Raw genomic sequence first — 14079 nt, 5'->3', positions numbered from 1 at the left:
AGGGTCTGGTGAGATGTCCTGCGTTCTTCATGGTTTGCCGTTGGAAATCCAAATCCCGTTGATCGACGCCCATATTCATCTGGACCTTTACGACGAGGTCACCCGGGAACGCCTGCTGCAGGAACTGCCGGGATGCGGAGTCGAATCCGTGATTGCCGTTTCCATGCATCTGGCCTCCTGCAAGTTGAACCGCTCATTGGCGGAGCGCCATCCGGGCTTGGTACGCCCGGCGTTCGGATTTCATCCCGAGCAGCCGATCCCCGCAGATCTGGAGATCGACCGATTGCTTGATTGGATCAAGCGGCATGCCGGGAATATGATAGCGATAGGCGAAGTCGGGCTTCCCTATTATGCCAGGCAGGAGGCGCTGGAGCAAGGAAACCCTTTTGATCTCGAACCCTATGTGGACTTGCTGGAGAAGTTTTTGATTTTGGCCAAGGAGACCGATAAACCGGTCGTTCTGCATGCGGTGTATGAGGATGCTGACCTGGTCTGCGACCTGCTGGAGCGCCACGGCATCGCCAAGGCCCACTTCCATTGGTTCAAAGGAGCGGAAACGACGGTTCAGCGCATGGCGGAACGCGGTTATGCAATCTCGTTTACGCCGGACATCGTTTACGAACCGGAGATCCAGGAATTGGCCCGGCGCTACCCGCCCGAGCGGGTCATGGCCGAAACCGACGGGCCCTGGCCGTTTGAGGGGCCGTTTGCCGGACAGATCACCCACCCGCGGATGATCGGTCACGTTGCCATGGCTTGGGCGAATCTTCAGGGCGTAAGCCCGGAGGAGGCCGCTTCGGCGCTGTATGGGAACACACAGCGGTTTTACGGACTATGACCGACCGCAAGCCCTTCTCAAGAGATGCACGCATTTAAAAAAAGCTGTCCCCTAGTCAGTCACGGGCGGGGCAGCTTTTTTTGCCGTTATTTCAATGCAAAGCCTTGTCGGGCCAAAAATTCGCGCATATGCAAACGAGCCGGCTGGGCCAGCTTCTCGGCCATCAGCTCGGACCAAGGCGTGTCCTTCGCCCCACCGGTCCGGTCGTGCAGATACTTCGACATCACCACGTCATATTGGGCCACCTGTTCTTCCTGCCCATCGGCGTCGTAGCTGTCCCAGTGCAGCACGGCCGACAACGGGAGCCGCGGCCGTAGCCCCGGATCCTGATCCGGATATCCGAGACACATCCCAAAGACGGGATACACCAGGCGCGGAAGGCCCAGGCATTCCACTACTTCCTCGCTTCGATTGCGGATCCCTCCGATATACACGATCCCCAGCCCCAGCGATTCCGCGGCCACCGCGGCATTTTGCGCCGCCAGCGCCGTATCGACCGTGGCCACGATGAAGTTTTCCGTCGTGCCTTCGTATGTCGGTTGCGACGGAATATGCCGTTCCGCTGCCCGTTTCAGCCTCGACAGGTCGGCGCACCAGACCAGGAATACGGGACACTCCGCCACATACGCCTGATGGCCGCACAGCTCGGCCAGCTTGGCTTTTCGATCCGCATCCGTCACCGCGACCACGCTATAGGCCTGCACATTGCTTGAGCTGGAAGCCATTTGTCCGGCGGACACGATTTGTTCCACCTGCTCCTTGGTTACCGTCCGAGCGCTGTATTTGCGAATCGAACGATGCTCCATCATTTTTGATATCGTCTCGTTCATCTTCTGCACCTCTGTTCCTTGCATAATGATAGTCTCATTATGGAACTTTCCCCGACGGGAAGCAAGACGCCTCCCCTTGAGTGCATACGCAGATATCCCCAAACGCTCCCGGCCAAACACCCGCCGCTAAATGCCGGTCAACCCGGTATACAGCATATAGATCGCCATCCCCCATACGATCAAAGCGGACAGCCGGTTAATTCGGCGCAGCAGCGCGCCTCCCCGGTCCAGGCTGCCGATCGTTTTCCCCGCCAGGGCCAAGCCGAAAAACCAAATCCACGACACCAGGACCGTTGCCGTCGCAAACGCCCATTTCGCACCGCCCGCGTACCCTAGCGAGCTTGTCCCGATGACCCCTACCGTATCGAGAATCGCATGCGGATTCAAAAAGGTCACCGACAAAGCGAACACCACCTGCTTCTTGGCAGGCAGCCCCGATGGCCCGGCGGAAGCCGGCGCGGTCGCGTCCCGCCAGATCGTCCAGCCGATGTACAGCATAAAAGCGGCGCCCGCCGCGAACAGGGCGATTTTCAGCCAGGACCAGGACATGATCAATATTGAGACCCCCAGCACCGCCAGCAGAATTAAAATCGTATCGCCTACGGCGGCGGTCAGTACGGCCGGCAAAGCCCGGCGCAGCCTGCGTCCGGCGGCCCCCTGGTTAAACACAAACACGTTCTGCACCCCCAGCGGCAATATCAGGCCAAATGCCAGCAAGAAACCATGGATCGCTGCACCTAACATTCTCTCTCCCCTTCCTCTCTTTATCCCGAACCTCATTGTACCCGGCCGCCGCCGATTTGGCTCCATCCATTTGGATGGAACACAAACCAACCAAACGATATAATAGGGAAAATAACGCCGTTCGCGCGTCAAACCACCAATCTGCAGACAGGGGGGCAACCCGTAATGAACCTTTCGACTTGGCGTCCCAGCCGAAACTCGCCGATTCCGCTCCATCGCCAGATTATGGAGCATCTGCGCGATCGCATCGCCGGCGGCGAATGGCCGGTCGGGACGCGTATCCCCTCCCAACGGGCGCTGACCGCTCGTTTCGGCGTCAACCGCAGCACGGTCGTCGCCGCGCTGGACGAGCTCGTCGCCGCCGGATTGCTTCAAGGCGACCGGGGCGGCGGCACCCGCGTCATCAACCGGACCTGGGGCGTGCTGACTGCCTCCCCGCCGCCGGACTGGAACGAATATGTCAGCGCGGGCGTGCAGCACCCCAACCTGCCGGCCGTGCAGGAGATCAACCGGGCCGAGTTCCGGCCGGGCATCCTGCGGCTCGGCACCGGTGAGATGGGGCCGGATCTGCTGCCGCAGCACGAGATGGCCGAGCTTCTTAGCCGGATGGCCGAGCGGGCCCCCAACCTCGGCTATGGCGAGCCGAACGGGGAGCTCCGGCTGCGGGAAGCGATTGCTTCCCGGCTGAACCGGCTGGGCATCGCCGCGTCGCCCGCGTCGCTGCTGATCGTCTCCGGCGCCCTGCAGGCGCTTCAGCTCATTGCCGTCGGTCTGCTTCACCGGGGCCAGGCGGTGCTGGTCGAACGGCCGTCGTATCTGTATTCGGTGCCCGTGTTTCAGAGCGCCGGCATGAAGCTGCGGGGCGTGCCGATGGATGAAGAGGGACTGCGCGCCGACCTGGTTTCCGTGTACGCCAAGCAATATTCCGGCGCGTTACTGTATACCATTCCGACCTTCCACAATCCAACCGGAACAGTCATGAGCGAGACCCGGCGGCAGCAGTTGCTGGAGGTCTGCGAGGCGGCCCGCCTGCCCCTCGTCGAAGACGACGTCTACCGCGAGTTATGGCTCGACGAACCGCCGCCGCTTCCGTTGAAAGCCCGTGATGCTAGCGGCAGCGTGCTGTATCTCGGCAGCCTGTCCAAATCGCTGAGCCCCGGGCTGCGCATCGGCTGGGTTGCCGGGCCGCAGCCGGTCATCGAGCGACTTGCCGACATCAAGATGCAAAGCGATTACGGCTCCAGCGCCCTTTCGCAGCAGGTCGCGGCGGAATGGCTGGAGAGCGGCAGGTACGACAGCTATCTTGAGCGGCTGCGGGCAGCGCTCCGCCTGCGGCGCGAGGCGGCGCTGGACGCTTTGGCGCGGCATTTTCGCGATATTGCCGAATGGGAAGCGCCGCGTGGAGGGTTTTACATCTGGCTGAAGCTTCACGGCTCGCCTCCCCCTCGCAAAGTGTTTGACGCCGCGCTAAAAGCCGGGCTCCTGATCAATCCGGGGCACCTGTACGACCGCGAGGCGGACGGGGACTTGCGCCTCTCTTACGCCTATGCCACGGCTGAAGAATTGGCAGAGGGCATCGCCCGCCTGGGCAAAATTGTCCGCTCCTTGGTTTAGCACGGTTGAGCGGCAAACCGGAAACTATTTATCGTTCGATAGCGTCTATAGGTATGAAGGGGGAGTCCACATGCTTTTGCGAAAGGGGCTGCGAGTCTGCCTGGTTTGCCTGGCCGCAGTATCCGTATTGATCATGGCGGCCGCCTGCGCTCCAAGCGGCGAAGGAGACAAACCGACGGCGGAACAGCCTGTTCTGGAGCAAGATCCACCGCCCGGCGAAACCGGAGAAACGGATAGCGCTAACCCGGGGGCGGAGGAGGAAGACGCTGACGGGAACGACGAACCCCAAACGTCGGACGAGAACATGAACGGTTCGGCCGGGCAGCTTTATGCCATGACGTTTGAAGCCATCATGAACCTGGACGAAGCGCTGAACCACGAAATGAACTATATCGCCGTCGACCTGAGCGAGATGACTCAGCTTACGGAAGACGACAAAACGTATATCATCGAATATTTGCAAAGCTTCGGCACCGAAATCCGCGACCGGACGCTGGAACAACTGCTGGAGGAGGAAAGTCCGGGGCAGAACAACTTGACGTTGAAGGGCGTGCTGCTGCGCATCGACAAAGTCGAGATCAACGAGGACTCCGCCTTGATCGAGGGCTCCAAATACCGCTCCGGCACTGGCGCTGTTGGCGCCAAAATCACCCTAAAGCTCGAGAAAGGCGCCTGGAAGCTGGCCGGTTCGGAGAGGACCTGGATCAGTTGAGGCGCAAAGCAGCAGTTAACCGCCCCCCGGCGGCGTCATCGCCGGGCCAACTCGAACATGCGCAGCGAACGGGCACGACGGTGACGAAGACGCCCCCCACCCCGGGACAGTTGTGTGCGGCTGTGTTGGAAAGTGCGGGGCCCGGGCTTCGGATCGATCGGGCGTGAGGGACTGTGCCGGAGTGCTGCCAGGCCTCGGATCGGACATGAGCGACCGTGTCGGGTGCTGCCGGGCTTCGGATCGGGCGTGAGCGACCGTGTCGGGTGCTGCCGGGCTTCGGATCGGGCGTGAGGGACCGTGTCGGAGTGCTGCCAGGCCTCGGATCAGGCGTGAGCGACTGTGCCGGAGTGCTGCCAGGCCCGGATCGGACATGAGCGACCGTGTCGGAGTGCTGCCGCGAGGGGGGGCCGCCGCGAATCCCACTATAAATGTTGCAATTTATGCAACATTTTTTTTGTTTTGACGCCTCCCCGGGAGAAATGTTGTATTATGTACAACATTTTTTGCCCAAGTAGGTGTCATGACCGAAAAATGTTGTACACTTTACAACATTTCCATGATTTTGCCCCTAAACCAGGGTGAAATGTTGTAGAAATTACAACATTTTCGCCTTCCAGTTCCACTATTCAAGCCCCTTTCGCTCAACAATCAACTAGACAACAATCCAGTCCCCTTCTCCCACCAACACCACACCAACAGCACACCAACAGCACACCGACACCACCGTTAGCTCCCCTCACCCAACTACTCCCCCACCCCACCCAACTTCTCCAAGTACCTTATTACTCTCTTCAAACGCCTACGCCTCTCTGCATCCTCTCGCTTTCCCCCATGCGCCAACCTTACTTCACTTACTTGCCCCCAACCCCTGGACGCTCCTCCACTCCATTCTCTCCCTTCCCGTCACCCGCCGCTCCTCTCCTCCCCATCTCCTTTATGCTTCAATTCCTCTACCACTCTCTCCCGTTAGCCGAGATCGAGGTCCCCTTCCTCTCCCACCTCCTCTGTGCTTCCTCATTTGCTCAAACCCCTTACTTCCTGCTCCACTCCAAGCCGCCTCTTGCCCCTTTCTCCCCATGTAACTTTGTCCATATTCACCTATTTACAATATATTGCAAAAGTGATATCATATCAGTATCAATTCAATATGCAATTGAAGGAGTGTCATTCATGATGAAAGAAAAAGAAATTTCGTACCTGAACGGCTTTGTCGCCTTGCTGTTCATTTTGGGATTCATCGGTTTGGGGGCTTACCTGGTGACGCTGGGTGAAGTCCTCCCTGTAATCGGCGGCGCGCTTTCCTTCGTCGTTGCCTTTGTGCTCTTGACCGGGCTGACGATCGTACAGCCGAATCAAGCAGCGGTCGTCACCTTCTTCGGACGTTATCTCGGCGTGATCCGCAAGAGCGGATTCTATCTGGCCATCCCGTTTTCGACGCGCAAGAAAGTGTCGCTGCGCGTTCGCAATTTCAACAGCGCCAAGTTGAAAGTCAATGACGTCAACGGGAACCCGATCGAAATCGCCACGGTCGTTGTTTTCTCGGTCGTCGACTCTGCCAAAGCGCTGTTTGAAGTGGACGAATACGAAACCTTCGTTGAAATCCAAAGCGAGGCCGCGCTGCGCCATGTGGCCAGCAAATATCCGTACGACCAGTTGGACAACTCCGGCTTCTCCCTGCGCGCCAATACGGAAGAGATTGCGCTGGAACTGACCGGCGAGCTGCAGAACCGCCTGGCTATCGCCGGAGTGAAGGTGATCGAGTCGCGTCTGACGCATCTGGCCTACTCGACCGAAATCGCCAGCGCCATGCTGCAACGGCAGCAAGCCGAAGCGATCATTGCGGCTCGCGAGAAAATCGTCGACGGCGCCGTCACCATGGTGCAAATGGCCATCGAACGGCTCCAGGCCGGCCAGGTCGTCGAGCTGGATGACGAACGCAAAGCCGCGATGATCAACAACCTGCTCGTTGCCGTCGTATCCGACCGTTCCGCCCAGCCGGTCATCAATGCCAGCACATTGTACTGATTAGGGGCATCCATTCACGATGGCCAGCAAGAAAAGCTTCCCCCTTCGCCTTGATCCGACACTTTATCAGGCTTTGGAACGCTGGGCGGCGGACGAATTCCGAAGCGTGAATGGGCATATCGAATACCTGCTGCGAGAAGCTTTGCGCCGCGAGGGAAGATTGCCTTCCCCCCGGGCGCCGGGCAAGGAGGAGGAGAAGCATGACGCAGACTAAAGAAGTCCGTAAGCCATGGTGGGAACCGAAGTCGACGGCTCTCCTGAAGGGGTATGCCAAGACCTCCGGTGGAGCTTACGCCGCCGGAAAGTTCCGGAGCTGGAAGTACAAGGGGCAGCACGTGCGCGTGCCGCTCCCCCGCAGCTTCGGCAGCTGCGAGGTAACGATCGCCGACCCGAACAACGATTCATCCGGCAACGCGTACGTGATCACCATCAAGTACAGCTACCGCCCGCGACGCAAGCTGGAGTTCGTTTTATTTTCGAGCAAGCGGCATGTCCCGGCCTGGTTTGCCGGCGGTCTCCGGGATACGCCGCTTCCGAATTCCGCCATGAACAAGCGGTTTCAGGCCCGGGCCTCCCATCCCAGCCTGCTGCGGTCGGTGCTGAAGCATGAGGGGCTCGAGGAGCTGCTGGATCTCCATCCCCATGTTCATTTCCGACTACGGATCAGGAGCGGGCGCGCCACATTAACCTGTACCGAGAAGTTCAAAAAGCCCGACGTCCCCGCCATTACGGCAAACGTCGAGCTGATGAAGAAAATGATCCTCGCCTTGGAGGAGCAAGGGATCGTCGGCGATTCTCCTGCTCATTCGCCTAGATAACGCAAACGCAAAAATCAAGCCTTCACGGTGCAAGGCCGGGATCCGCCCGGAGCCTTGCGCCTGAAGGCTTGACTGGTTTGTTACAGCTTCACCCGCTGCAGACGCAGCGCGTTCAGCACGACCGAGACCGAGCTGAGCGCCATCGCCGCACCGGCCAGCCACGGAGCCAAAAAGCCCGCGGCCGCCACCGGGATGCCGATCGTGTTGTAAGCGAGCGCCCAGAACAGGTTCTGCTTGATGTTGCCCATCGTGCGCTTGCTCATGGCGATCGCGTCCGGCACGCCTTGCAGATCGCCGCGCATCAACGTCACGTCGGCGGCCTCCATGGCCACGTCGGTGCCCGTGCCGATGGCGATGCCTACGTCGGCCACGGCCAGTGCCGGCGCATCGTTGATGCCGTCGCCCACCATCGCCGTCTTCAGGCCGCGGGCCTGCAGCTTTTTCACTTCGGCGGCTTTGCCTTCCGGCAGCACCTCGGCCAGCACCTCGTCGACCCCAACCTCGGCGGCGATCGCCTTGGCGGTGCGCACGTTGTCGCCGGTGATCATGACCACGTGAAGGCCCATCTCCTTCAGCCGCGCCACCGCGGCCTTGGACGTCTCCTTCACGGTGTCGCTCACGGCGACCATGCCGGCGTAGGCGCCGTCCACCGCCACGAGCAGCACGGTTTGGCCGGCCGCTTCCAGCGCGGCCATCCCGGCCTCCGCGGCGGCGACGTCGACGCCTTCACGCGCCATCAGGCGGCGCGTGCCGGCGAGCACCCGGCGGTCCTCCACGACCGCCGCAATCCCGTGCCCGGGCACCGCCTCAAAGGCGGTCGCCTCGGGCAGCTCCAGGGCGCGCGCCCGCGCCCCGGCCACCAGAGCATCCGCCAGCGGATGCTCGGAGCCGCGCTCGGCGGCGCCGACGAGCCGGAGCAATGCCGCGTCGTCCCAGCCCCCGGCCGGGACGACTTCCCGCAGCTCCGGCTGCCCCCGCGTGATCGTGCCGGTCTTATCCAGCACGATCGCCTGCAGCCCCTGGGCGGCCTCGAGATGCTCGCCGCCCTTAAACAAAATGCCGTACTCCGCGGCCCGCCCGGACCCGGCCATAATCGACGTCGGCGTCGCCAGCCCCAGCGCGCAAGGGCACGCGATGACCAGCACGGCGATCGCCTTTTCCAGCGCCTCGGCGAAGCTGCCCGGAGCCACGAAGAAGAACCATACCAGGAACGTCACCACGGCAATCCCGACCACGATCGGGACGAAAATCCCGGATATCACGTCCGCCACCCGCTGGATCGGCGCCTTCGAGCCTTGCGCTTCCTCGACGACGCGGATGATCTGCGCAAGCGCCGTCTCGCTGCCGACCTTAGCGGCCTGCACGCGCAGCACGCCGTGTTTGTTGACGGTCGCGCCGATCACCGTGTCACCTTCCTTCTTCTCCACCGGGATACTCTCCCCGGTCAGCATCGATTCATCCACCGACGAAGCGCCGCCGACCACCAACCCGTCGACCGGAATTTTCTCGCCCGGCTTCACGATCAACACATCACCCGGTACGACCGCTTCGATCGGCACCTCGGTCTCAACGCCGTCCTTGAGGACGAGCGCCGTTTTGGCCTGCAGCCCCATCAACGTTTTGATCGCCTGGGAGGAGCGGCCTTTGGCCAACGTCTCGAACCATTTGCCGAGCAGGATCAGCGTAATCAGGATTGAGCTCGTCTCATAATACAGTGGGGGGGTATGCCCGTGAGGCATCGATAAAGACTCCAAGCTCAGATACAGGCTGTAAAAATACGCCGCCGACGTCCCGAGCGCAACCAATACGTCCATGTTGGCGCTGCGGCTGCGCAGCGCTTTGTATGCTCCGACGTAAAACCCGCGCCCGATGATGAATTGCACCGGCGTTGCCAGTGCGAGCTGGAACCATGGGTTCATGAACATCTCCGGCGTCCAGATCCAGGCGGTGAAGGAGAAGTGTCCGGCCATTGCCCATAGCAGCGGGAACGCGAGCAGCGCCGAGACAACCAGCTTATTTCTCTGCTTGCGGATTTCCCGCGAGCGGATATCCTCGGACTCCTGCTCGGACGGCTTCAACACCGCGCCGTAGCCCAACTGGCTCACCTTATCGATGATCTGCTCCAACGAGACGGCCCCCGCCTCATACCGCACTTGGGCGGTTTCCAGCGCCAGATTGACGTTAGCCTGCTCCACGCCGGGCAGCCGGTTTAATCCCTTCTCGATCCGGGCCGCGCAGGCGGCGCAAGTCATTCCGGTAATTTGCAGCGTTGTTTGATCGCGGTCCGCGCTGCCGATCGGCAATGCTTTATCCATAACGATTCCTCCATCTCAAAATCCACAGAATTTAAATACCCTGCGGGGGTATATTGCGGACGAGCGCAACCCTCATCGCCCGGGTCCGGTTCTCCCGGTAACCGCGATTTATCGCGGGATCGGAGACCCGGCGATGCCGCAGGCCTCGAACCTCCGACACCGCACCGGATCAGACGACATCGTAGCCTTGATCCTCGATCGCTTCCTTGATTTGTTCTACCGTCACTTTCGTTTCGTCGAAAGTCACATCCACCTTTTTCGCGGCCAGATCGACTTTGCCCGTTGCGCCAAACCCGGCGACCGCTCCTTCCACCGACTTCACGCAATGATTGCAGGACATGCCTTCCACGTTTAACGTAATATTTTGCATGGCGAATTCCTCCCATAAATGAATTTATGATGGCTTTTGAATCTTGCAGCGTACCCCCCGGGGGTTCCGCCGTTATTTCATGAGCTTGTTGACCGTGACCAGCAGTTCATCGAGCACCTCGGTCTCACCCGCTTGAATCCGCTCAATGACGCAGCTCTTCATGTGTCCCTCCAGCAGCAGCCGGCCCACGCTGTTCAGCGCGGATTGCACGGCGGCGATCTGGTTCAGCACATCGTCACAGTAAGTATCTCTCTCGATCAGCCCTTTGATTCCGCGGATTTGCCCTTCAATCCGGTTCAAGCGGCTGGTCAGGTTGCTCTTCATCGCTTCGGAATGATGACTGTGGCGCACCGGCTTGCCCTTCTCCGTTTCGGTTGCGCCGTGATGCCCGCCATGCTCCTCGCAGTGCGCGGACGTCGCATGTACATGCCCTTCGACCTTCGCCATCCGTCTCTCCTTTCCAAACCAGCGTGGTTTGCTGTGGTACGCTCATTATAATATACCCCCATAGGGTATGTAAAGGGGTTTCGTATAAACTTTTCCTAAACGTAACGGACACCAGAGACCTTATTTGCCATTTCCCGCCTCATTTCCCGCGCTAACGGACCTGGAAGCCCTTATTCAGCAGAATAAGCGTCAATTCAACGCAGGATCCGCCAACTAACGGCCGTGGTGTCCGTCAGCGCCCAGTAAGCGCTAGCCAACGTATTATAACGGCTCTACGGTCCGTTAGCCTACCACAGTCCACCAATCATTACGACTCTGCGAACCGTTAGCATCCAGATGCGCCATCCCATCGATCCATAACAGCTTGACGCCCTCCTTGGTTCCCTGCCGGTCAGACAGGGATCAACGCTTGTATACCTAGCATCCCCCGCCAACGCCAAAAAACCCGCGGCCACGCAAAACAAACGTGACAACGGGTTTCTTTTTTCGAATCGGACGCTCGGGCTTTTATTGATAACCCCAAATCATCGTCAACAAGGTACCGAACACGGTCACCAGCCCGACGAACAAGGCGTATACGAGGTTGGCATACAACGCGCCTCTGCTGCGGTTCTCGCCGATGTGCATGAACAGGAACAGCTGCACCGACATCTGTACCGCCGCGCAAACCAGCAGGATCGTCATGCCGACGCCGAACGACATATCCCAGAAAACCACCGACAGCGCTACGGCAGAAAGGATCAGTGAGAACACATATCCCATGACGTGCTGAATCGGGAACAGTTTTTTCATGTCACATCAGTCCTTTCAAGTATACAAAGCTGAAGATGAAGATCCAGACGACGTCCAGGAAGTGCCAGTACAGCGAGAAAATAAACGATTTGTTCGCCGTATCATGCGTGAATCCTTCGCGTTTCACCTGAATCATCAGCCCGCTGCCCCACAGCAGACCCAGCGTTACGTGAGCTCCGTGCGTGCCGAGCAGGACGAACAAGCTCGACAGGAATGCGCTCGTCTGCATCGTTGCGCCTTCTTGCACATACGTAACGAACTCCATAATTTCGATGCCGAGGAACCCAAGGCCCAGCAGCAGCGTGATGGCGAAGAAAGCCATAAACGGTTTTCTCAGCCCCAAGCGCATGCTGTGCACCGCCAGCCCGCAGGTAAAGCTGCTGGTCAGCAGCAGGAACGTTTCGCCCAGAACCGGTCCGATTTCAAAAATTTCCGCGCCGCTTGGCCCGTTACCGGTCCGGTTCCACAAGGTCAGATAAACCGCAAACAACGTGGCGAAGAGCACGATTTCCGCGCCCAGGAACAGCCAGAACCCGAGGACCCGGTTACTGTTCTCTTCCGTTTGATACTCCAAAGGCAATGTATGATCTACCTTCATGCGTGTTCACCCCGCAATCCTGCATCCGTGTCTATCCGATTGGCCAAAGCCCGCTCGGTTTTGAGGATATCATTGACCGGAATATGCCGGCCGCGGTCGCGTTCGAACGAACGTACCGCCAGCATGACGATAATCCCCAGGCCGGCGATAATCGCCGGAACCCACCAGCTAAAGACCATAAAGAATCCGAAGAATAAGAAAATCATGCCCAGAATAAACGGTTGGCCGCTGTTGTTCGGCATATGAATCTCTTCGATTCTGTCCGTAAACAGCGATTTGCCGCTTTTCTTCGCTTCCCAGAACGGATCCAGCGAATCGACTTTCGGTACGACCGCAAAGTTGTATTCCGGAACCGGAGAATGCGTGCTCCACTCCAGTGTACGCGCATTCCAAGGGTCGCCGGTTTTATCCCGCTCCGCATAGCGGAAGCTCCAGTAAATGTTGTAAACCAGAACGATAAACCCGATGGCGAGACCGACCGCCCCGATCGAAGCGATCAGGTTCAGCGGACCGAAGCCCGTACTTTCCGAATAAGTGTACATCCGCCGCGTCATCCCCTTCAAACCGAGGAAGAACAGCGGCAAGAACGTGACGTTGAAGCTAATTGCGATAATCCAGAAGGCCAGTTTGCCCTGGCGTTCGTTAAGCCGGAAGCCAAACAGTTTCGGGAACCAGTAGTAGAACCCGGCGATCACCGCGAAGACCGTCCCCGGAATCAGCACGTAGTGGAAGTGCGCGACCAGGAACATCGTATTATGGTATTGATAGTCGGCGCTCGCCATCGCCAGCATGACCCCGGTCACCCCGCCGATCGTAAAGATCGGAATAAAGGCGAGGGAGTACAGCATCGGCGTTGTAAATTCGATTCGCCCTTTTTGCAGCGTAAACAGCCAGTTGAAGATTTTGACCCCGGTCGGAACGGCAATCGCCATCGTCGTAATCGAGAAGATCCCGTTCACCATCACGCCGTGTCCCATCGTATAGAAGTGGTGCGCCCATACGACAAACGACAGCAGCGAAATGATGATCATACTCCATACCATGGATTTATAACCGTACAGGTTCTTGCGCGAGAAGGTCGAAATGACTTCGCTGTAAATCCCAAAGGCCGGCAAAATGACGATGTAAACCTCCGGATGGCCCCATACCCAGAACAGGTTGGCCCAGAGCATATCCATCCCGCCGTTGGCCATCGTAAAGAACTGCGTGCCGAACAGCCGGTCGAACATCATCAGCGCCAGCGCCACGGTCAATACCGGGAACGCGAACAGGATAATGACGTTGGTGATGAGCACCGACCAAGTAAACATCGGCATCTTCATTAGCTTCATGCCCGGTGCGCGCATTTTCAAAATCGTCACCAGGAAGTTGACCGACGTCATCAGCGTCCCGATCCCCGCGATCTGGATCGCGATCGAGTAGTAGTTGTTGCCTACCGTCGGGCTGAATTCGATGCTGGCCAGCGGGAAATACGCGGTCCATCCGGCATCCGGGGAACCCCCGATGACGAAGGAGATGTTAAACAGCATCGCGCCGGCGAAGAACAGCCAGAAGCTGACGGCGTTCAGGCGCGGAAACGCGACGTCGCGCGCGCCAATTTGCAGCGGAATGACCACGTTCATCAAACCGATGATAAACGGCATCGCCATAAACAGGATCATAATGACCCCGTGCGTCGTAAAAATTTCGTTGTAATGCTGCGCGTCCAGCAATCCGTTCTCCGGTACCGCGAGCTGGGCCCGCATAAGCAGCGCATCCACGCCGCCGCGGAACAGCATCAGCAGCGCGGCGATAATGTACATGATGCCGATCCGCTTGTGATCGACGGTCGTTAACCATTCGCGCCACAGCCAGCCCCATTTTTTAAAATAGGTTAGTCCGATGACAATCGCCAGCGATGCGACAACGATACTGACCATCGCGCCGTAAATCATCGGCTCCCCCGTGACGAAAAATTCGTCCCATTTCATGTCAGG

Annotated in this window: 14 protein-coding genes; 6 read left to right on the top strand and 8 right to left on the bottom strand. The window is 59.0% G+C overall.

The genetic code is table 11. The annotated features are described in order from the left end of the window. Nucleotides 1-13: 13 nt before the first annotated feature. Nucleotides 14-838, top strand: coding sequence for a TatD family hydrolase (locus ACZF99_RS03095; RefSeq protein WP_483612505.1), 825 nt, complete (start codon nt 14-16; stop codon nt 836-838). An 86-nt stretch (nt 839-924) separates the two neighbouring features. Here ACZF99_RS03095 and nfsA read toward each other — a convergent pair whose 3' ends face one another. Together nfsA and ACZF99_RS03085 are read right to left on the bottom strand one after the other, a co-directional pair. Continuing rightward, the gene (nfsA, locus tag ACZF99_RS03090; RefSeq protein ID WP_483612503.1) at nt 925-1668 is read right to left on the bottom strand and encodes an oxygen-insensitive NADPH nitroreductase; all 744 of its coding nucleotides are present in this window, start codon (nt 1666-1668) and stop codon (nt 925-927) included. A 126-nt stretch (nt 1669-1794) separates the two neighbouring features. After that, nucleotides 1795-2412, bottom strand: coding sequence for a LysE/ArgO family amino acid transporter (locus ACZF99_RS03085; RefSeq protein WP_483608966.1), 618 nt, complete (start codon nt 2410-2412; stop codon nt 1795-1797). A gap of 165 nt (nt 2413-2577) precedes the next feature. Here ACZF99_RS03085 and ACZF99_RS03080 point away from each other — a divergent pair, with 165 nt between their 5' ends. The 5 genes from ACZF99_RS03080 (at nt 2578) to ACZF99_RS03060 (ending at nt 7581) form a co-directional block, all read left to right on the top strand. After that, nucleotides 2578-4026 (top strand): aminotransferase-like domain-containing protein, encoded by a 1449-nt coding sequence (locus ACZF99_RS03080; protein ID WP_483608964.1) that lies wholly within the window; start codon nt 2578-2580, stop codon nt 4024-4026. A 70-nt stretch (nt 4027-4096) separates the two neighbouring features. Further along, nucleotides 4097-4738: a hypothetical protein gene (locus ACZF99_RS03075; RefSeq protein WP_483608962.1), complete on the top strand. Its 642-nt coding sequence runs from the start codon at nt 4097-4099 to the stop codon at nt 4736-4738. Nucleotides 4739-5911: 1173 nt separating this feature from the next. After that, on the top strand, nt 5912-6763 hold the full coding sequence (locus ACZF99_RS03070) for an SPFH domain-containing protein (protein ID WP_483612501.1): 852 nt from the start codon (nt 5912-5914) through the stop codon (nt 6761-6763). A 19-nt stretch (nt 6764-6782) separates the two neighbouring features. Continuing rightward, nucleotides 6783-6977, top strand: a complete 195-nt coding sequence (locus ACZF99_RS03065; RefSeq protein ID WP_483608960.1) for a type II toxin-antitoxin system antitoxin — start codon at nt 6783-6785, stop codon at nt 6975-6977. Further along, nucleotides 6964-7581 (top strand): hypothetical protein, encoded by a 618-nt coding sequence (locus ACZF99_RS03060; RefSeq protein ID WP_483608958.1) that lies wholly within the window; start codon nt 6964-6966, stop codon nt 7579-7581. Before ACZF99_RS03065 ends, ACZF99_RS03060 begins: the two co-directional genes overlap by 14 nt. Before the next feature lie 80 nt (nt 7582-7661). On the opposite strand, the gene ACZF99_RS03055 is transcribed toward ACZF99_RS03060, so the two are convergent. The 6 genes from ACZF99_RS03055 to qoxB form a co-directional block, all read right to left on the bottom strand. Continuing rightward, nucleotides 7662-9896: a heavy metal translocating P-type ATPase gene (locus tag ACZF99_RS03055; protein WP_483608956.1), complete on the bottom strand. Its 2235-nt coding sequence runs from the start codon at nt 9894-9896 to the stop codon at nt 7662-7664. A gap of 169 nt (nt 9897-10065) precedes the next feature. Further along, nucleotides 10066-10266, bottom strand: a complete 201-nt coding sequence (locus ACZF99_RS03050) for a copper ion binding protein (protein ID WP_483608954.1) — start codon at nt 10264-10266, stop codon at nt 10066-10068. 72 nt (nt 10267-10338) lie between these two features. Next, nucleotides 10339-10713: a metal-sensitive transcriptional regulator gene (locus ACZF99_RS03045; protein ID WP_483608952.1), complete on the bottom strand. Its 375-nt coding sequence runs from the start codon at nt 10711-10713 to the stop codon at nt 10339-10341. Between the two features lie 507 nt (nt 10714-11220). Continuing rightward, nucleotides 11221-11505, bottom strand: a complete 285-nt coding sequence (gene qoxD, locus ACZF99_RS03040) for a cytochrome aa3 quinol oxidase subunit IV (RefSeq protein WP_483608950.1) — start codon at nt 11503-11505, stop codon at nt 11221-11223. 1 nt (nt 11506) lies between these two features. Then, on the bottom strand, nt 11507-12103 hold the full coding sequence (gene qoxC, locus ACZF99_RS03035) for a cytochrome aa3 quinol oxidase subunit III (protein WP_483608948.1): 597 nt from the start codon (nt 12101-12103) through the stop codon (nt 11507-11509). After that, nucleotides 12100-14073: a cytochrome aa3 quinol oxidase subunit I gene (gene qoxB / locus ACZF99_RS03030; RefSeq protein WP_483608946.1), complete on the bottom strand. Its 1974-nt coding sequence runs from the start codon at nt 14071-14073 to the stop codon at nt 12100-12102. Before qoxB ends, qoxC begins: the two co-directional genes overlap by 4 nt. Nucleotides 14074-14079: the final 6 nt, after the last annotated feature.

It is taken from the genome of Paenibacillus sp. JL3B1040 (assembly GCF_057063165.1).
The sequence above is the reverse complement of the archived record's forward strand: the minus strand, read 5'-3'. Positions and strand labels throughout refer to the sequence as shown.